The 17,805-nt window shown below is 60.8% G+C and carries 18 protein-coding genes and 1 pseudogene; 6 read left to right on the forward strand and 13 right to left on the reverse strand.

Annotated elements, in window-relative coordinates; all coding sequences use genetic code 11:
* Positions 1–34 precede the first annotated feature (34 nt).
* Positions 35–1,087, forward strand: coding sequence for a LacI family DNA-binding transcriptional regulator (locus BO1_RS52595; RefSeq protein WP_043286272.1), 1,053 nt, complete (start codon positions 35–37; stop codon positions 1,085–1,087).
* Here BO1_RS52595 and BO1_RS24435 read toward each other — a convergent pair.
* Genes BO1_RS24435 through BO1_RS24450 form a run of 4 tightly spaced genes read right to left on the reverse strand, consistent with a single transcriptional unit; the run spans position 1,078 to position 4,687 of the window.
* On the reverse strand, positions 1,078–2,070 hold the full coding sequence (locus BO1_RS24435; protein ID WP_028219789.1) for a quinone oxidoreductase family protein: 993 nt from the start codon (positions 2,068–2,070) through the stop codon (positions 1,078–1,080). The genes BO1_RS52595 and BO1_RS24435 overlap by 10 nt on opposite strands.
* 27 nt (positions 2,071–2,097) lie before the next feature.
* A complete protein-coding gene (locus tag BO1_RS24440; protein WP_028219790.1) occupies positions 2,098–2,979 on the reverse strand; it encodes a BKACE family enzyme in 882 nt (293 codons plus the stop codon).
* A 25-nt stretch (positions 2,980–3,004) separates the two neighbouring features.
* The gene (locus tag BO1_RS24445; protein WP_043286275.1) at positions 3,005–3,766 is read right to left on the reverse strand and encodes an SDR family NAD(P)-dependent oxidoreductase; all 762 of its coding nucleotides are present in this window, start codon (positions 3,764–3,766) and stop codon (positions 3,005–3,007) included.
* A 12-nt stretch (positions 3,767–3,778) separates the two neighbouring features.
* The gene (locus BO1_RS24450; protein ID WP_028219792.1) at positions 3,779–4,687 is read right to left on the reverse strand and encodes a dioxygenase family protein; all 909 of its coding nucleotides are present in this window, start codon (positions 4,685–4,687) and stop codon (positions 3,779–3,781) included.
* 213 nt (positions 4,688–4,900) lie between these two features.
* Here BO1_RS24450 and BO1_RS24455 point away from each other — a divergent pair, with 213 nt between their 5' ends.
* From BO1_RS24455 to BO1_RS24465, 3 genes are all read left to right on the forward strand, one after another.
* A complete protein-coding gene (locus BO1_RS24455) occupies positions 4,901–5,425 on the forward strand; it encodes a gamma carbonic anhydrase family protein (protein WP_028219793.1) in 525 nt (174 codons plus the stop codon).
* Positions 5,426–5,514: 89 nt separating this feature from the next.
* Positions 5,515–5,949: a hypothetical protein gene (locus BO1_RS52600; protein ID WP_052409587.1), complete on the forward strand. Its 435-nt coding sequence runs from the start codon at positions 5,515–5,517 to the stop codon at positions 5,947–5,949.
* A 633-nt stretch (positions 5,950–6,582) separates the two neighbouring features.
* Positions 6,583–7,731: a porin gene (locus BO1_RS24465; RefSeq protein WP_043286277.1), complete on the forward strand. Its 1,149-nt coding sequence runs from the start codon at positions 6,583–6,585 to the stop codon at positions 7,729–7,731.
* 184 nt (positions 7,732–7,915) lie between these two features.
* Here the strand turns inward: BO1_RS24465 and BO1_RS24470 are convergent, their stop codons facing one another.
* On the reverse strand, positions 7,916–8,587 hold the full coding sequence (locus tag BO1_RS24470) for a glutathione S-transferase family protein (protein WP_028219795.1): 672 nt from the start codon (positions 8,585–8,587) through the stop codon (positions 7,916–7,918).
* Positions 8,588–8,808: 221 nt separating this feature from the next.
* Between BO1_RS24470 and BO1_RS24475 the strand changes: the two genes are divergently transcribed.
* The gene (locus tag BO1_RS24475; protein ID WP_028219796.1) at positions 8,809–9,726 is read left to right on the forward strand and encodes a LysR family transcriptional regulator; all 918 of its coding nucleotides are present in this window, start codon (positions 8,809–8,811) and stop codon (positions 9,724–9,726) included.
* Positions 9,727–9,846: 120 nt separating this feature from the next.
* Here BO1_RS24475 and BO1_RS24480 read toward each other — a convergent pair whose 3' ends face one another.
* From BO1_RS24480 to gorA, 8 genes and pseudogenes are all read right to left on the reverse strand, one after another.
* The gene (locus BO1_RS24480; protein ID WP_028219797.1) at positions 9,847–10,935 is read right to left on the reverse strand and encodes an alpha/beta fold hydrolase; all 1,089 of its coding nucleotides are present in this window, start codon (positions 10,933–10,935) and stop codon (positions 9,847–9,849) included.
* Between the two features lie 89 nt (positions 10,936–11,024).
* Entirely contained in the window at positions 11,025–12,083 is a 1,059-nt protein-coding gene (locus BO1_RS24485) for a maleylacetate reductase (RefSeq protein ID WP_028219798.1), read from the reverse strand.
* A 33-nt stretch (positions 12,084–12,116) separates the two neighbouring features.
* Positions 12,117–12,272 (reverse strand): annotated as a pseudogene (locus tag BO1_RS59405) (malonic semialdehyde reductase); the annotation flags it as partial.
* 78 nt (positions 12,273–12,350) lie between these two features.
* Positions 12,351–12,992, reverse strand: coding sequence for a glutathione S-transferase family protein (locus BO1_RS24495; RefSeq protein ID WP_245643896.1), 642 nt, complete (start codon positions 12,990–12,992; stop codon positions 12,351–12,353).
* The gene (locus tag BO1_RS24500; RefSeq protein ID WP_028219800.1) at positions 12,989–13,603 is read right to left on the reverse strand and encodes a glutathione S-transferase family protein; all 615 of its coding nucleotides are present in this window, start codon (positions 13,601–13,603) and stop codon (positions 12,989–12,991) included. The genes BO1_RS24495 and BO1_RS24500 overlap by 4 nt, the downstream gene beginning before the upstream one ends.
* A 112-nt stretch (positions 13,604–13,715) precedes the next feature.
* Entirely contained in the window at positions 13,716–14,027 is a 312-nt protein-coding gene (locus BO1_RS24505; RefSeq protein WP_028219801.1) for a Dabb family protein, read from the reverse strand.
* Between the two features lie 233 nt (positions 14,028–14,260).
* Positions 14,261–14,482, reverse strand: coding sequence for a hypothetical protein (locus BO1_RS60275; RefSeq protein ID WP_167338385.1), 222 nt, complete (start codon positions 14,480–14,482; stop codon positions 14,261–14,263).
* A gap of 330 nt (positions 14,483–14,812) precedes the next feature.
* Complete coding sequence (gene gorA, locus BO1_RS24515; protein WP_218002824.1) at positions 14,813–16,186, reverse strand: glutathione-disulfide reductase; 1,374 nt, start codon at positions 16,184–16,186, stop codon at positions 14,813–14,815.
* Positions 16,187–16,897: 711 nt separating this feature from the next.
* On the opposite strand from gorA, the gene BO1_RS24520 reads away from it, so the two are divergent.
* Positions 16,898–17,794, forward strand: coding sequence for an alpha/beta fold hydrolase (locus tag BO1_RS24520; protein ID WP_084688171.1), 897 nt, complete (start codon positions 16,898–16,900; stop codon positions 17,792–17,794).
* The last annotated feature ends 11 nt before the right edge of the window (positions 17,795–17,805 follow it).

Below are 17,805 nucleotides of genomic sequence, written 5' to 3' on the forward strand. Positions count from 1 at the left end.
GTCCGGGTCGCCGCTACTGTCTACCCAATCCGTTATGAACGACAAGAAATTGCGAATCGCCGACCTGGCCAGACAACTCGGGGTCCACCCGTCAACGGTTTCGCGCGTGCTCAACCCGGCGACACGGCACCTCATCAGCGCAAGCGTAGTCGCACAGGTTCTGGAGAAGGCCGAGGAAGTGGGCTACCGCCCGAACATTCTCGCGGCGGCTCTGCGCACCAAGCGATCGTGCCTGATAGGCGTGCTGATTCCGGATCTCTCGAACGCCATTTTTCCCCTGATGCTCGCAGGCATAAACGATGTGCTGAGTCGTGCCGGATATACCGTCCTGATCGTCGACGCCAGCGGCGACACCCGCAGCCAGTTGCAGGTGGTCCAGCAAATGCAGTCGCGACAGGTCGATGGCTTGATCATTGCCTCGACCGAGCGCCACGATGCCGTGGTCGACTATTGCCTCGAGGAAGGGTTGCGGGCGGTCAGCCTGAACCGGATGGAAGACGAATGCCGCATTCCGAGCGTGATCAACGACGACACGATGAGCATCAGGCTCGCTGTCGATCACCTCGTGTCGCTTGGACACCGCGCGATCGGACACATCGTCGGCCCGCTCAAGTTCTCTACCAGCCACGTGCGCTCAGTCGGCTTTCACGCGACCATGACCGCTCACGGCCTGCCGGTCGCACCGCGCATGATCCAGGAAAGCGAAGCGTATACGCGCGAGGCGGGACGCAAGAGTTGTACGGCGATGCTGAAGAATTTCCCGCAGGTCACTGCGATCGTGGCCGGCAACGACCTCATCGCAGTGGGCTGCCTGGATACCTTCCGGGAAAGGAATCTGGTGTGTCCGCGCGACATCTCACTGATTGGGCACAATGACACCGCGCTCACGGACGTCATCAACCCGCCGCTCACGACTCTGCAGATCAGACAACGCGAACTTGGCGCGCGAGCGGCTTCCCTGCTGCTCAGCAGCCTCGATGAAGATACCGTCGAGCCAGTCGAGCTGCGTCTGAAGCCGAAGCTTGTTGTCCGCGCTTCAACCGGGCCCGTGCGCGAGGCCGGATCCATCACGGCACTTCAGGGCTGAATCACGAGGCGCTCGCCCGAGCCCCGGTAGACTGTACGATATGCCTCAGCCGCATTGTCGAGCGTATAGATATTTTCGGGCAGTACCGGGAACGGCGACAACGCTCCGTCTTCGAATCCGCTATGCAGGTCATCCAGGATTTCGGCGCAAGCCTGCGTATTCAGGGCGAGCGTGTCGACACCGTAGAACGAGTGCTGCCCGCGGAAGAAGGTGAAGATGTCGAACGGCACGCTGCGCTCGAAAGTCGAAATGAAGACCTGCGCCGCCCCCTTCGCCATCGCCAGATGGCCTTCGACAAAGTAGGGACTGCCGACCGTATTGAACACGATGTCGACCCCCTTGCCGCCGGTCCGGTCGCGCACGTACCCGGAAATATTCTGCGAACTCGCATCGATCATTTCGACCGGCGCCACCGCCTTCCCACGAAATGCCTCGCTGGTCCGCTCAACGCCGAAAATCTGCAGGCCCCGCGCCGCGGCCAGTTGCGCGACGGCTTGCCCGACACGGCCGTTCGCACCGAGAATCAGGATGTTCTCGCAGGACGCCCACTGACCAACACGCCTCAGACCTTCATAGGCGGTAATGAACGGCACGCCAATGGCACCGGCCTCCGCCATGCTGACGGTCGACGGCTTCTGCCGAACGCTCGATGCCTGGACCACGAGAAGGCGCGAGTGCGTGCCGTCGCGCGAGATACCGAGCTCGCCGCCGCTGCCCCAGACTTCCTTGCCCACCAGGTCGGCCGGACCGTCGAGCACGATGCCGGCGTAGTCTCTGCCCGGCGTACGCGGCCACACGGCATGGGGCATCTGCCCGAGCGTCGCCTTCACGTCGCTCATGTTGATGCCGGCGCTGCAGACCTGGATCAGACAGTCGTCCGGACCGATCTTCGGCAACGAAACCGGCGTCACATCGAGGCTAAGCGCCTCCAGTGACGGAGCCTTTTCGAAGATCTTCAGCGCATTCGAACTATTCTCGCTCATGGTGTATACCCTTCAACGTTCAGTTATTCAGTCAGCCGACAGGCCGTAGATCCGCCGCGCGTCGCGCGGCGTCGCAATTTTTTGCCCGATGCAGAGCAGCAGATCCTTTGCGCGCGCAACGAGTTGGGCATTGCTCTGCGCCAGCACGCCTTTCGACATGAAAATGTTGTCCTCGAGCCCGACTCTCACATGACCGCCCATCACCGCCGACTGGGCCACCATCGGGAATTCGGACCGGCCGATGCCGAACGCGGACCAGATCGCGCCTGGCGGCAGCAGCGAACGCGCATAGGCCACCGTTTCGGGCGCAGCGGAAAATCCGTACTTGACGCCCATTACGATGCTGAAAAGCCCAGGGCCAGCGAGCGTTCCATCCGCAAGCAGATCGCGCGCGAGATGAATGTCGCCGGAATCGAAAACCTCGAGTTCGGGAAGCACGCCGGCCGCACGAATCTCCCTGGCCATCTTTCGCACGTTGGCCGGTGTGTTGATGACGACCTGCGCCCCGGAGTTCATCGTATTCAGATCGAGCGTCGCGATGTCGGGACGGATGATCCCGATATGCTCCACCCGCTGGTGCGGCGGCAATAGCGTCGTCCCCGGACCGGCCACACGCGGGTCCTCCTCGCCCGGCACGAACCGGCCGCCCGGCCCCGTCGTCAGATTGATGACCAGATCCTTGCTGCGACGACGAATCCGGTCGACGACATCGGCATAGAGGTCGATCTCCATCGACGGCCGCCCGGTTTCGGGATCGCGCACATGGATATGAACGACCGAGGCGCCCGCCGCCTCGGCTTCGAGCGACGAAGTCGCAATCTGCTCCGGCGTAACCGGCAGTCCCGGGTGCTGCTCCGGCGTCGTCAGGTTTCCGGTTACGGCGCAGGTGATGATCACGGTGTCCAACATTGAGCTTTCCCCTGTTCCGATCCACTCAGAGATGCCTGCCGCCGTCGACCACGATGGTCACGCCGGTCGAGAACGTCAGCCTCGTCGCGCACGCCTCGATGGCACGCGCGATGTCTTCCACCTGCCCGATCCGCTTCAGGGGCGTCGTAGCCGCGGCCTTCTCATTGAAGTCTTTACTGCGGCCCGGAACGAATGCCGTATCGACCACGCCGGGGCTCACGCCCAGCACCCGGATCCCCGGGGCAAGCGCGCGACCCAGCGCTTTCGTCATGTTGTCGAGGGCCGCCTTCGCTCCGCAGTACGCGACATTGCTGCCGATCGCCGTCGTCGCCGCGATCGACGAGACATTGACGATCAAGCCGTCGCCCGACTCCCGAAGCGCGGGCGCAAATGCCCGAATACTCGAAAATACGCCACGGTAGTTGACGAGAAACACCGAATCGATGATTTCGTCGGTCAAGGCATCGAGGTCGCCATGCGGAATCGCGAAGGTCTTGCCCGCGGCATTGACCAGGATGTCCACGCGTCCCCATTTCGCGACCACGTCCGCCGCCGCCTTCCTGAGCGAACTCTCCGATGTGATATCCGCCTCCACGGCGCCGTGCCCGGATCCCGGCAACGCCGCGGCCTGTTGCGCCGCGCCGTGCGGATCTTGCCACACCGCGAGCACCACCGTCGCGCCCGCTGCCGCGAGCGTTTTGGCGGTTTCCGACCCGATCGCGCCGTTTCCGCCGATGATCACCGCAACCTTTCCATCCAGCTGCAGTTCAGAATTCGAATTTGACATGGCAAAACTCACTCATTTGATTGGTGGAGTGGGAAATTCGCTGACCCCGGGATGAAGCGTGAGGTCATACGAAAAGACGTAGTGCGGGCGATTGAGCCTGGCGTCGGCCTCGGTACCCTCGCGATACTCGAAATGGCCCACGCAACTTCTCACGACGCCAAAGGTGACATCGCTCGACAGGTGTTCCGCGTCGTCCGCAAAAATCTGCGTGACCAACGTCTTGTAGTCAGGTCGGGACACCATGAAGTGCAGATGCGCGGGACGATAGGGGTGACGCCCCTGGGCTCTCAACAAGGCCCCGACGGGACCATGGGTCGGCACGGGATAGCCCGCCGGCCGCACCGTTTCGAACCAGTAACGGCCGTGCGCGTCGGTCGTGAACCGTCCGCGCAGATTCATATCCGGCTGTTCCGGATCCTGATTTTCATAGAGCCCGACCGGCGACGCCTGCCAGACGTCAACCGTCGCCCCGCTGAGCGGCTCCCCGTCTTCGTCTCTCACATACCCGCTGACGAACATCGGCAGGGCACCCGTCTCGTGCCGCGAGATATTCGCGCCAAGTTCGCACCGCGGCGAGTTGCCCCGCCAGAACGGACCGAGCAGCGCGGCAGCCGTCTGACCGCCTTCCGTCGGGTTATTGAGCAGCGCGACCAGCGTCGAGATGCCGACCACATCCGCGGCGAGCACGACTTCGTTGTGCGTGTCGGTGTTGGCCTTGCCGATGCCCTCGACAAACTCGATGGCGGCCTGAAATTCGGCCTCGGTCAGGCCAACCTCGCGAACAAACGCATGCGCATGTTCCGCAAATGCCGTGACCAATGTCCGCAAACGTGCATCCGGTGTGCTGGCGAAAACGCGTTTCACCATAGGGGTAAGCGCACTTTCGTCGTCAATGATTCCGTCGTCGTGATCGCCGTTCATGAATTCGTCTCCAATCTCAAGATAGCCTTAATGCAACCGATTGCATGTTATGGATTATGATTTGGCCTGTCAACGGTTCTTTCTCAGCAGATAGTCCACCGATCCGGCGTATCGATCCCCTGATAACAGGGCCGAAAGCCGCAACCCGGAAACGCGCCTTGCATGATCAGTCTGCTGGTGTAGAATGCAATCGATTGCTTTAACAGGACAATCATGACGATCTACTCTTTAGGTGAACTGCGGCCGCGAATCTCGCCTTCAGCCTTTGTCGCCCCTGAGGCGACCATTATTGGCGACGTCGTGATCATGGCCGGCGCGAGCATCTGGCCGGGCGCCGTGCTCAGAGGCGACAACGAACCCATTGTCATTTCGGAGGGCAGCAACGTTCAGGAAGGCGCCGTACTTCACACGGACGTGGGCTTCCCGCTTCTTGTGGAAGAAGGCGCGACGATCAGCCATCAGGCGATGTTGCACGGATGCACGATACGCGCGGGATCGCTGATCGGGATTCAGTCAGTCGTCCTCAACGGTGCCGAGGTCGGTGCAAAATGTCTGGTGGGAGCGGGCTCGATGGTCACGTCCGGAAAGAAGTTCGCGCCGGGGCAGCTCATTCTGGGCTCGCCCGCCGCCGTCAAACGGCCACTCCGGCAGGATGAAATCGAATCGATTCTGGGCACCGCGGCACGCTATGTCACGCGCAAAGACGCCTATCGGCGCGAACTGCGTATCGTCGACTGAACCCGCCGCCCCGGGGGCCCAACCAGGGTCGACCGGCGCCCGGCGGACTATTCGGGATTCATTTTCTAGCGAAATCTTCAGGAAAACTTATGAACATTTCAAACACCTCCGCACGAATCAGCGCCATTTGCTACGTCATCTGGGGAATACTGCACCTGCAGGCGGCGCATGCCGTCTACGTCGTCGGCCAGTCCATGAGTTTTTCGATGGCGCAAGGCCGAGTCTTCCAGGATGCCTGGAATCTGCTCTTCTTTGCGCTTGCTGCCATCGGTATCGCCCTCACGCTGAACTGGCGTAACAGCGTCTGGGGCTACTGGATCAATTTCGTGAACATAGGCGTCGCCGATACGGGCTTTATCCTGTTCGTAGTCGTACCCGGCCATATGGGAATCTGGCCGGGCATCCTGGGCCCGGTATTCTGGATTGTTGGCCTGGTTTTCTCGACGCTTGGCATCGCAAGCCGACAGGACGGCACGGTGGGCACCCGGACACACGGCAATGATTCCCTGAGCCAACCGCAATAAACGGCACGAGCTCTACTACTGGACCACGCCCAACGGGCACAAGATCACGATTTTTCTGGAGGAGGCTGGCGTATGCCCGGGAGCTACGACGGTCTCGCACGCTCGGCGCCTCTTGCGCACGGGGGCTAAACCGAAAGGCGTTGTACCCTGCCTTGTCGCCCGACGTGGCGGGATAACGTCTTCCCGCCACCAGCAACGTCGAAGCGCCACTCCACGCTTTCGCGCCCGAAACGACAAACGCGCGCGGTACGATCGCGTCCCAAAGCCCCCAGTCCGGCCGGCATGCGCGCCCTCCTGCGTGACGCATAAATGCAACCGGTTGCACTTATTCCATCCCAATCGCATCCAAAGAATCCCCCTCTCGCCAGTAGCCACGGCACGGCCATGTCTCGACATTTTTCGAATAACAAAGGGTTTTCCCGCGATACACAGAATTATTTTTCGGCTGCATTATTCAGAAAAGCCAATGCAACCGATTGCATTACAAAGAGGGCGCCATGACTTCGAGCGCCTCGCATTGACGATTTTTTAACATCGCGTTCTACCAGTCCGCCTCGTCCGGCGAGACGGATTGGCACCGTTCAAGAAATATGCATACCTAAATAAAAGACGGATTTTCAAAGGAGATCGAAGATGGCGAAATCGTATCGAATTGCCTTGCTGGCCGGCCTGTCCGGCCTTGCTCTGGTGAGCGGCTCCGCGCAGGCGCAAAGTAGCGTCACCTTGTACGGGATTCTCGACAGCGGCGTCGAATTCGTGTCTCACGCCAGCAGCACCGGCGGCAATGTCGTCCGGATGCCGTCCAACACCGGCGAATTCCCCTCCCGCTGGGGCTTGCAGGGCAGCGAGGATATCGGCAGCCGGCTGCAGATCAAATTCGTGCTGGAAAGCGGCATCTATGAAAACACGGGTGGCCTGAATCAGGGTGGTCGCCTCTTTGGGCGTCAGGCATGGGTAGGCATCAATTCGCCGTACGGCCTGCTTTCCTTCGGTCGTCAGTACACGATGACCTATTGGGCGCTCGAAGACGCCGATATTACCGGGCCCGATGTCTACGGCCTCGACTCGCTGGACGCCTATATCGCGAACGCCCGCAGCGACAATACCATTGCCTACAAAGGCACCTTCCATGGCCTGACCATCGGTGCAACGTATTCATTCGGACGTGACGCAGCCGGCACCGGGAATTCCCCGGGCCAGGGCATCTGCGTTGGGTCCGTTCCCGGCGATCCGCTGCAATGCCGCCAATGGTCTGCTCTGCTGAAATATGACTCCACCATTTTCGGCGTCGCCGCCGCCTACGACGAACAGCGCGGTGGCGAAGGAGCGGCGGCCAATCTGTACGACGGCGATCCGTCCTTTGCCCTCACGAGCAGCGGCGACAAGGATGCACGGGCACAGTTGAACGGTTACATTCGGCCCTGGGAAGCCATCAAGTTCAGCGCCGGCTGGATTGGGCGCCGCGTGACTACCGTTTCATTGGCGACACCCGGCGTCAGCAACAACCTCTACTACATCGGCGCATCGTATCAAGTGATCCCCTCGCTCATGCTCGATGGCGAGGTGTCCCGTATCCTCAACCACACCCAGGACGCACGGGCGACGCGTCCTACCATTCGGGCCACTTATTTTCTGTCGAAACGAACAGCCGTGTATGCGCAGGCCGCGTATCTGATCAATAGCAGCCACGCGGCGTACTCGATCAGCGCCGGCGGCGCGGGCAATCCGCCCAAGGGTGATGAACAAACGGCAGTCATGCTGGGTATGCGTCACCTCTTCTAGTTTCGTTCTGTCGCGGCTTCGTTTGAAAACGTGCGCCGCGCGAAAGGCGAGTTGTTCTGCAGGCGGTGCGGCGAGAGGGGCGTCACGGACGATACGCCCTTCTCTCCTGCAGCAGTTGCGCATGCTCGGCAGGCATGGCGACTTCTGCCCCGGCAGATTCGAGTTTCCGGATTTACCCAGCCGTTCAGACGTTCTGCGGGAACAGCGCGCGGCGCGTTTCCTCGTCGAATTCCGCCTTCAGCGTGAGCTGTTCCTTGAGGGCAAGCGCACGTGCCGCCGCCGGACGCGCGGCCACTTCCTCGACCAGACGCTTGACGTTCGGGTACTCGCTCAGGCCCTTCTCGCCGAAGATGTAACCGGCAAAGTTGGCCCAGCCCCACAGTGCCATGTCAGCGATCGAATACTCGTCGCCCGCCAGATACTTCGTGGTCGCGAGACGCGCATCGAGAACGCGGTAGTGACGCTCGATTTCCTTCAGATAGCGGTTGCGCGCGTACGGCACCGGCTCCGGCGAGTGATGCAGGAAGTGTACGGCCTGACCCGAGAACGGCGAGAGCCCGGTGGCGATGAACAGCAGCCACGACAGCATTTCGGCGCGCGCGCGGGGCTCGGCCGGGATAAACTTGCCGTGCTTCGTGGCCAGGTGCATCAGGATCGCGTGCGAATCGAACACGGCAACGCCGTCGTCGACGATGGCCGGCACCTTGGCGTTCGGGCTGATCTTCAGGAACGACGGCAGGTGCTGCTCGCCCTTGAAGGTGTCGACCGCAACGAGCTCAAACGGCGTCTGCAGTTCTTCGAGCAGCAGGGCGGCTTTCAGCGGGTTGGGCGACGGGTGGAAATAAAACTGGAGCATGGTGATTCCTTCAAATGGGAAACAGGGTAATGGCTGCGGTTCAATGCAGACGACTTTACTCAGTCGTCCGTGACATCACAGAGCCGGCGCATCCGGACAGTGCTTGCCTGGAACCGCGCTAGACCGCCGCAAGTTGCGGTCAACGCGATAACGGCATGGTGGACGATCGCGACCCGTTTGCCGTACGATTTAACCGATTAACTTATTCGATGGAGTCGAATATGTTGTCCGAGGAAGAACTCGCGTTGCTCGATGCGATCCGGGAGACGGGCAGCCTGTCCCGTGCCGCGGCGCGGCTTGGCAAGGCGCCGTCCACGGTTTCGCACGCCGCCCGTCAGCTGGAAACGCGCTTCGATGCGTTGCTGTTCGACCGGCGTCGATACCGTCTGCAGCTGACCCCGGCGGGACATCTGCTCGCAGAAGAAGCCAGTCGGCTGATGCTGGACATGGCCCGGATGACACGGCGTGTGCGGCAGGTCGCGAGCGGCTGGGAAGATCGGCTGTGGATCGTCTCCGACGAGCTGCTCGAATTCGAAACCGTGATGCCCGTGATCCGCGCGTTCGATGGCCTGCAATCCGGCGTCAAATTACGCCTGACCCACGAAATACTGAGCGGAACGTGGGAAGCGCTGCGCGACGGCCGAGCGGATCTTATCGTCGGCGCCACCAACGAACCTCCCGCCATTCCCGGCTTGCGCTGGTTCGAACTCGGCGTCGTCGAATGGGTATTCGCCGTTGCGCCACGGCATCCGCTGGCCGCCGAAAAGGAGCCGCTTCGACGCGAGCGCATTGCTGCATACCGCTCCGTCGTGGTGGCGGATTCCGCGCGCATGACGGCGGGGCGCGCGTATGGGATCGTCGGCGGTCAGGACTCGCTTGCCTTGCCGGCCATGCATGCGAAGATTCTCGCCCAGCGCGACGGCCTTGGCGTGGGCTGGTTACCACGGCATCGGGTCGCATCGCTGCTCGCGCGCGGTGAGCTGGTCGAGAAAGCCACGGTCGATCCGCGTGAGCCGAATGTGCTCTATGTCGCCTGGCGCGGTGAACACGAGGGCCGCGCCCTGCAATGGTGGGTCGACCAGTTGAAGCAGCCCAGGCTCGCGAAGCGGCTCGTGCGTGGCATCGATAAATTCGCGTGACGATCCCGACTGTTCCACCGTGGTTGAAGGTCATTCAACCTCGAGGCCAATTGTGTTTTGCAATTGTCTTGAAGAGAACGAAGGAGGCCCCGGCGGAAGGAAGCGTCTCCTTCATGTCGTTCAATCCAGCAGCTGGGCCACGTACGATTTCCATGCTTCCGGATGGGTCTGCGTCTGGTGCCCATACGAATGCCCTTCGGTTTCGGGAACCTCCACATAGCGGCCATGCGGAACCAGCGGTATCAGGCGCTGCATGACGCCGAGATCCGTCGCATTGAGCAGATCATCTTTGAAATTGACCGCCAGGACCTGGGCGCGAATCTTGCCGAGGTCGGCCGTGGGATTGTAGTCCCATGAAGATTCGAACCAGTAGAGGACATCGTTGGCGTCGTTCTTCCGCGCCTGCTCGACCAGATTGTCATACAGTGCGGTCGCGGCTTTGCGATCCGGCGCCTGCTCCTGAAGGCGCGCCGGGTTGACGGTGAGTACCGCGAAAATCGGCATGACGCGAAGCCATTGCGTCGGTTCCGTGGAGTAGTCACCGTTGTGCCAGCCGGGATCGTTACGAATCGCACCGACGATCATTTGTCGCCACAACCAGTTGCGCCCCGCAATGGCAATGGGCTGGCTAACGATCGGCATCAGCGCGTCGGCCATGTCGGGATAACGTTCACCCCACATCCAGGTCTGCATGCCGCCCATCGAGACACCGAGCACGAGGCGCAGGTGCGTGACGTGCAGGCCGTCAACCAGCAGCTGGTGGTTGGCCTCTATGACGTCACCATAGCCGTAATGGGGAAAGCCTGTACGCAAGCCGTCGCTCGGCTTGCTCGAGCCGCCCCGCCCCAGTCCATCGGGAACCACAACGAAATACCGCTGCGCATCCAGCGGCTGGCCCGGCGCGTACAGCTCGCGACGCATCAGGGGCGTCAGGAATTCCGCGCCGGTGCCCGTCGTGCCGTGCATCAGGAGCACGGCATTGTCGATCCTGCCCTGCGCGTCGCGCCGAGGCGTGCCTATCGTCACATAGTGGATTCGAACTTCCGGCAGGACCGTGCCGTCGGAAAATCTGAAATCGTGGGCAATGAAATCGCCGGCCTGTTCAGGCGGGCTGGCGGGCGTGCTCTCGTCGGCACGCACCGCGCCTGTACCGAATACGGTGGCGACACCGATGGCGAGCGCCGATAACAATACTCTTGAGTTATACATAGGTTGTCTGTCTTTTCACGGAAGAGGGGCGGTAAGCGCCCATGATAGTCCTCCGGGCTTCCGTGAGTCATCGTCACCGAGGGCTTGCCTCAGCCCTCGCCGCCGGCCCACGCGCGCTCGAGCAGCTCCGTGAGAGCCTTGGCCTCGATAGCACGCGGATTCGCATAGGGATTGGCCGTCACCTGCTCGACAGCCTCCGCAATGCCCTCGCGCGGCATGCCGATGTCCCGCAACGCCAGCGGAATGCCGCACTCGCCTTCGAGCTGCAGAAGCGCGGCGATCGCGTCGTCGCTTTGCATCGCTCGCGCAAGATGGGTCATCGCTTGAGGAATCGTCGGCTCGTTATAGGCGAGCACGTACGGCAGCACGATCGCATGCGTCTGCGCATGCGGCAGGTCGAACAGGCCGCCCAGCACATGGCAGAGCTTATGGTGCAGACCCATCGTGGTCGTGCCGAGGCACGATGCGCAGAGCCAGGCGCCATAGAGCAGCGCGGCGCGCGCGTCGGGGTCGCCCGGGGTTTTCATCACGCGGGGCAACGCGTCGACGATGGCGCGCACGCCCTCTTCGGCCATCAGCGACACAATCGGGTTCCCGTCAGGCGCATAGAGGGCTTCGGCCGCGTGGGCGATCGCGTTGAAAGCGGAAAGGGCCGACATGGCGGGTGGCAGAGACAACGTGAGATCGACGTCGTAGATCACGACCTCGGGTTGAATCCTGGGTCCGCGCTGCGTCGTCTTTCGGCCGCCCTCGGTCTCGCCGAGTATCGGCGTCATCTCCGAGCCCGCATACGTCGTGGGCAGAACGATCTGAGGCAGGTCGGTACGCAATGCGATGGCTTTCCCCAGCCCCGTTGTCGATCCTCCCCCCACCGAAACGACACCGTCGATCTGGAGCGACCCAGCCAACTCCATCGCTTGCGCGGTGACCTCGACCGGCGTGTGCATGGTCGCCCTGTCGAACACGCCGACTGCGCGATCGCCCAGTAAATTCTGGACCTCCGCAGCGAGCGGCGCCTGTTCTGGCGTCGAGAGCACCAGCAACCTGCGCAAGCCGAGGCGATCGGCCTCGTCGGGCAGCTTCGTGCTCGTCGCGTAGCCGAATATGACCCGCGTAGGGAGGGATTGATAGACAAATGGCCTGGACATGATCGCGTCCTCGATAAAATACGCGCTGCGGTATCACAGCAGTGTGCATGCGTCGTCAAAGGCCAGGCGCGGCAATCTGCCGGCGAGCTTGCCGGCATCGCCATCGCCCAGGCAGCACAGGAAGTTCACCTTCACCTGGCCGTCGGGGAAGAACGTCGCGTTCACCTTTTGCGCATCGAAGCCCGACATGGCTCGCGTGGAAGAAGCAATCCGGATCGCCTGATTCCTGTCCGTCTCTGCGCGCTTGAACATATCGCTTCGCTACACCTACGCAAACGCTATTTGCCGGACATGTTCGACAAACGGCGCGCGCTCGCATAGACCGTCGTACCACTTCCGGACGTACTTCGACTCCGGACGCTCGACCGGAAGATTGAACCAGCGGTGTACCAGCGGCCCAATCGCAATGTCGGCAAGCGTGAATTCGTTACCTGCCACAAAATTCTGGCGGGAAAGAACGCCATCGAGAATGGCCACCCGTTCCGCGTTGCGTAGCCGATGCTTCTCGATCGCGTCGGGCTGTCTGAACGGCTCGGGTGTTCGGATAATGCCTTGATAGAGCAGCACGTTTGCAGGACCGAAGGCCGACAACTGCCAGTCCATCCAGCACTCCACCTGTGCGCGCGCAACGGCTTCGGTCGGGTAAAGCCCCGAATCCGAAAAGACGTTGGCGAGGTATCGGAGGATCGTATTGGATTCCCAGACAACACGTTCGCCATGCAAAAGCGTCGGCACGACACCGTTCGGATTCTGCTTGAGATACGCCTCTTCCCGATTGCCTCCGTATGCGCCGCCCATGTCTACGCGCGTACAAACCGCGCCGACTTCCGCGAGCAGCCACATGACCTTCTGGACGTTCGAAGACGTATTGCGTCCCAGCACCGTGAGAGCAGAGCCGGTATCGATCACAGCGCCTCCATACCGCGCTTTACGGCATCCCGCGCGCCGACCGCGTCATACCAGCGCATTACGTTGGGGATCGAAGACCATTCGATCTGGTGCAGCTCGAACCTGGCAATCCAGGGATACACCGCGATGTCGGCGATGCTGTACTCGCTACCGGCGACGAATTCGTTGCGGGCCAGCTGAGCGTCGAGTACGCCGTAGAGCCGGTGCGTCTCTTTCGCGTACCGCTTGACGCCATATGCCTCGTCCTTCGCGTAGCGCTGGAAGTGATGCATCTGCCCAAACATCGGACCAATGCCGCCCATCTGGAACATCAGCCACTGGAGCGTGCGGTAGTAGGCGTGACCCGAGGAAGGCATCAGGCGGCCCGTCTTGTCCGCCAGGTACATCAGGATCGCGCCCGACTCGAATACGGTAATCGGTTGACCTTCCGGACCGTCTTCATCGACGATCACCGGAATTTTGTTGTTGGGATTGAGCGAAAGGAACGCTTCCGTAAATTGCTCATCCTTCGTGATATCGACCCGGGTGACGCTGTATGGAAGCGCCATTTCCTCGAGAGCGATCGATACCTTCCGCCCGTTCGGCGTTCCCCATCCGTAGAGCTTTATCATTTCGCTTGCCCCTCCTGTATTGCAGATGCGTACTTCGAGAGTTCACCGTTTTCGGCAAATCTGAGTCCGTTTTTCGGCGACCCGTTGGTCGAAACGCTGCCTCAGATCCCGGTCAGGCGGCGCGATCGGCGACGTAGTCGACTTGATATCGGGCAACACGCACGCCGGCCAGATCTTCCTTCAGCTTCAGGTGAGCAGGATGCGTGATGTAGTTGTCCAGAGCGGCCTGAGACTCGAACTCCGAGTAGAGCACCACATCGCACGCGTAGTCGATACGACTGACATCTACGCCGATTTCAACGCGGGTCAAACCGGGAACGACATCCGCAATGCCATCGAAAGCCGATTTCACTTTCTGAATGGATTCCAGTTTTTCTTCCTGTGTTTCGCCCGCCACTTTCCACATCACAATGTGTTTGATCATTTCGATATTCGACTGTTTAAATCCCCGAAGTCATCAGACCTGATTCCGCGGAAGATTTTGTTGAGATAAATCATTGGGTTCACTGTAGCTTCGTTCAGCGACCGGAGCCACAGCAAACGTGGGAGCCTGCTTCCCACGCACTGCAAATCGACTGAACACGGCCGCGCTCGCGGCGGAATGGACCCCAGGTATGATGAAAGGGCTTCCTCGGACCTTACGCAAGTCCGAACCGGCTACGCTTCGCTTCCCACAGGTGCGCGCGCCAGCTCAAGTACTGCGAACCGATAGGCATGGTCCAGATAGTCGATACCCCGATCCTGCCGGTATTCGTGTAGTGCGATGCTGGCGATGACTTCGTCCAGCAAAGGAGTGATCCGGTATGCACGAACGGCCTCGCCCAGGACGGCAACCGCGCCATCGGCCAGACTCAGGCAACGAAGCTCCACGCGGTTCATGGCCCGAATCCAGAAATCGGTATTCGGCGGGATCCACGCCGCACTGCGGGGCGGTATGACTCGCAGTTGGCTCCGGGAAACGATCCATACTACGCCGTCCCCGGTGCAGAGCAATTGCCCATACTCCGCAAGCTGGGAGCGCACGAAGGGCCCCGGCACCCATTGCTCGATGACTAACGGCCGTCCGTTGCCGCGCAAATTACGCATATCGACATCTCTTTTTCGGCATGGACACCGGAACGTGCCACGACGCGTGGGCCCATGTTGACCGACTTCGATTGAGGTGACGATCAGAACACGACTTCGAACCGTCCCTCGGCAACAGTACGCCTACGCACCCACCTTGGTACGCATCGTGACAAACTCTTCGGCAATGGTGGGATGGATGCCCACCGTGGCATCGAACTGCGCTTTGGTTGCGCGGCACTTGATCGCCACGGCAAAGCCCTGAAGCAATTCGCCGGCGTCGTCCCCGACCATATGGACACCCAGGACCCGATCTGTCTCGCGGTCGACGATCAGCTTGAGCAACACCTTGTCGCCGGACCGGGAAACGGTGTGCTTGAGCGGCGTGAAGACGCTGCGGTACCGGTCGATCGTGTACCCGCTTTCAATAGCCTGCTCCTCGCTCAGTCCAACCGTTGCAACGTTCGGATGGCTGAAGATTGCGGTTGGAATACCGCTGTAGTCCATGTGTTCGGAGCCGCCGTTGAAAAGATGGTCGGCAACCAGCATGCCTTCAGCCAACGCAACCGGCGTCAGTTGCATGCGGTGAATGACGTCGCCCACCGCGTAAATGGAAGGCACGGCCGTCTGGAATGTCGGGTCCACGACCACTGCACCGTTCGACGCGAGCTCCACGCCGACGTCTTCGAGGCCCAGACGGGCTGTATTCGGCAACCGGCCAGTCGCATATAGAACTGTGCCACACGACAGACGTTCACCATCGCCCGTCACGCAATGCAATACACCGTCTTCACGCTCAATCTTGCGGATTTCCGTGTGGAACCGGATCTTCACGCCCCGAGCCGTCATTTGCTCTGCCAGGAAATTGCCGAGGTCCGCGTCGAAATGCTTGAGCAGGCGATCGCCACGGTAGACCAGCGTGGTGTCCACACCGAGACCGTTGAAGATGGACGCGAATTCGACCGCAATATATCCGCCTCCCACCACCACGACGCGCTCCGGCAGCTTGTCCAGATAGAACGCATCGTCGGAGCTGATGCAATATTCCGCGCCTTCGATCTCAGGAATAGTCGGACTGCTTCCCGTCGCGACAAGAATATGCCTGGAAGTCAACGTGCGACCGTCCACCTCGACCGTGTGCGGTCCCGTCACTTTCGCCCGGCCGCGGATCAGTTCGACGCCAGACTGGGTCAGCAAATTGCCATAGACGCCATTCAGACGCTCGATTTCGCGGTTCTTCCCCTCGAGCAACGCGCGCCAGTCGAACGAAAGCTGGTCGAACGACCAGCCATACCCGCGCGCGTCTTCGAAGTCTTGCTTGAAATGCGCCGCGTAGGAAAACAGTTTCTTCGGAATACATCCGATATTTACGCAGGTGCCACCCAGAAATCGTTGTTCTGCCACGGCGACACGCGCTCCAAACGCTGCTGCCCGACGACTCGCACGAATCCCGCCCGAACCGGCACCGATGGTAAAGAGATCAAAGTCATATTCCGACACAGCAAACTCCTTCTTCATGGCAATTTCGACGTTTCTCGCGGCGATCCGGAATCGCGCGCCGCGCGATTCCTATCCAGCCTGGTCCTTGAGTGTCCTCTGATGTTCTTCGACTGCGTTGTACAACTCCAGCATGTCGCCCTCCCGGGCGCTTCTGTCGTCTTCTTGTTGTGAACAGGGTACTGCTTGACATAAGGGGTACCAATTTACGCGTGGGGATGGTCGTTGACCAATTCATAGTTAACATGGGAATTATGCACGCGATGAATTGACGCCATATCCAACCCATTCCGCACGCCACGCTGGCAGCGCTTCCGGCATGGTCTGGCCACCGACCGTTCAGCGCACCAGCGATGAAAGGTCGAATTTGCCGAGATCGGCGTGTTTCAGCAGGGACAGGGCCCGATGATCCCCCTCCCCCGTTGTGACCGCGGCCCGATCGCGACAGGCACGCCCTGGCGGCGCGTGGTCGCGCCATGCTTGCCGACCGGTACGGAAAAGACACCGCCTGGCAGGCGCACGGATCCATGGCCTGCACCAGATATGCAACTCCTTCGAACGAGTCCATCGGCGAAGTCGAACGGCAAAAGCGTCTTGCGCGCCCAGAATCAAGTCACGTCATTGCGGTGGCCTCGCCCACCGGTCGGTACCCGTCGCAGTGCGCCCTTACTGATATTGGAGAACAACTTGAACCTGTTTCGACGTATTGCAGGCAAGGTAGCCGCCGCGCTGATGCTGGCGGGTACACTGCAAGGCGCAGCGCACAGCGCAACGTCCATTCCGATCGAAGATCATACGATCACCGTCAATGGCCTAAAGCTGCATTATCTGCAAGCCGGGCACGGCGATGGCACGCCCGTCGTCCTGCTGCACGGCTATACGCAAACCAGTCATATGTGGATACCCTTGATGGAGCAGCTCGCCGACCACCGCGTCGTCATCGCGCCCGATCTGCCGGGCGCAGGCACCTCTTCGATACCCGCCAGCGGCTATGAAAAGAAGGCGTTGGCGCAAGACATTCATGCCATGGTCCAGCAGTTGGGCTATCACAAGATCAATATCGTGGGTCATGACATCGGCATGATGGTGACCTACGCGTATGCAGCGCAATATCCGGAGGAAGTCAAAACGGTCACGCTCATGGAGGCTTTCCTTCCCGGCGTGGGCGACTGGCAGAAGGTCTGGCTGCTGCGCGACAAGTGGCACTACAACTTCTACGGCGAAACGCCTCTGAAACTCGTGCAAGGCCGCGAACGGATTTACTTCGAGCACTTCTGGAACGATTTCGCCGCAGACCCGAAACATTCGGTTAGCGAAACGGATCGCGAACGCTACACGCGTGCGTACGCCCAACCGGGCCGGATGCGTGCTGGCTTCGAATACTTCCACGCGTTCACGCAGGACGCACAAGACTTCTCGGAGTTCGCGAAAACGCCGCTCACGATGCCGATGCTCGTCCTCACGGGTGAAAAGGCTTCGGGCCAGTTCCTGATCGATCAGGCACGCCTCGTCGATACCAATGTGCAGGCGATCATCGTCAAGGGTTCGGGCCACTGGCTGCTGTCCGAGGCGCCTGAGCAGACGATCCCCCCGATCGTCAATTTCATCAACACTGTGGGTTCACCCTGAGGAGTACGAAG

Source organism: Paraburkholderia oxyphila NBRC 105797 (assembly GCF_000685075.1).
Lineage (GTDB): Bacteria > Pseudomonadota > Gammaproteobacteria > Burkholderiales > Burkholderiaceae > Paraburkholderia > Paraburkholderia oxyphila.

Coding starts and splice junctions, on each gene's coding strand:
- BO1_RS52595 (WP_043286272.1), top strand. CDS start 35: ATGAACGACAAGAAATTGCGAATCGCCGACCTGGCCAGACAACTCGGG.
- BO1_RS24435 (WP_028219789.1), bottom strand. CDS start 2,070: ATGAGCGAGAATAGTTCGAATGCGCTGAAGATCTTCGAAAAGGCTCCG.
- BO1_RS24440 (WP_028219790.1), bottom strand. CDS start 2,979: ATGTTGGACACCGTGATCATCACCTGCGCCGTAACCGGAAACCTGACG.
- BO1_RS24445 (WP_043286275.1), bottom strand. CDS start 3,766: ATGTCAAATTCGAATTCTGAACTGCAGCTGGATGGAAAGGTTGCGGTG.
- BO1_RS24450 (WP_028219792.1), bottom strand. CDS start 4,687: ATGAACGGCGATCACGACGACGGAATCATTGACGACGAAAGTGCGCTT.
- BO1_RS24455 (WP_028219793.1), top strand. CDS start 4,901: ATGACGATCTACTCTTTAGGTGAACTGCGGCCGCGAATCTCGCCTTCA.
- BO1_RS52600 (WP_052409587.1), top strand. CDS start 5,515: ATGAACATTTCAAACACCTCCGCACGAATCAGCGCCATTTGCTACGTC.
- BO1_RS24465 (WP_043286277.1), top strand. CDS start 6,583: ATGGCGAAATCGTATCGAATTGCCTTGCTGGCCGGCCTGTCCGGCCTT.
- BO1_RS24470 (WP_028219795.1), bottom strand. CDS start 8,587: ATGCTCCAGTTTTATTTCCACCCGTCGCCCAACCCGCTGAAAGCCGCC.
- BO1_RS24475 (WP_028219796.1), top strand. CDS start 8,809: ATGTTGTCCGAGGAAGAACTCGCGTTGCTCGATGCGATCCGGGAGACG.
- BO1_RS24480 (WP_028219797.1), bottom strand. CDS start 10,935: ATGTATAACTCAAGAGTATTGTTATCGGCGCTCGCCATCGGTGTCGCC.
- BO1_RS24485 (WP_028219798.1), bottom strand. CDS start 12,083: ATGTCCAGGCCATTTGTCTATCAATCCCTCCCTACGCGGGTCATATTC.
- BO1_RS24500 (WP_028219800.1), bottom strand. CDS start 13,603: ATGATAAAGCTCTACGGATGGGGAACGCCGAACGGGCGGAAGGTATCG.
- BO1_RS24505 (WP_028219801.1), bottom strand. CDS start 14,027: ATGATCAAACACATTGTGATGTGGAAAGTGGCGGGCGAAACACAGGAA.
- BO1_RS60275 (WP_167338385.1), bottom strand. CDS start 14,482: ATGAACCGCGTGGAGCTTCGTTGCCTGAGTCTGGCCGATGGCGCGGTT.
- gorA (WP_218002824.1), bottom strand. CDS start 16,186: ATGAAGAAGGAGTTTGCTGTGTCGGAATATGACTTTGATCTCTTTACC.
- BO1_RS24520 (WP_084688171.1), top strand. CDS start 16,898: ATGCTGGCGGGTACACTGCAAGGCGCAGCGCACAGCGCAACGTCCATT.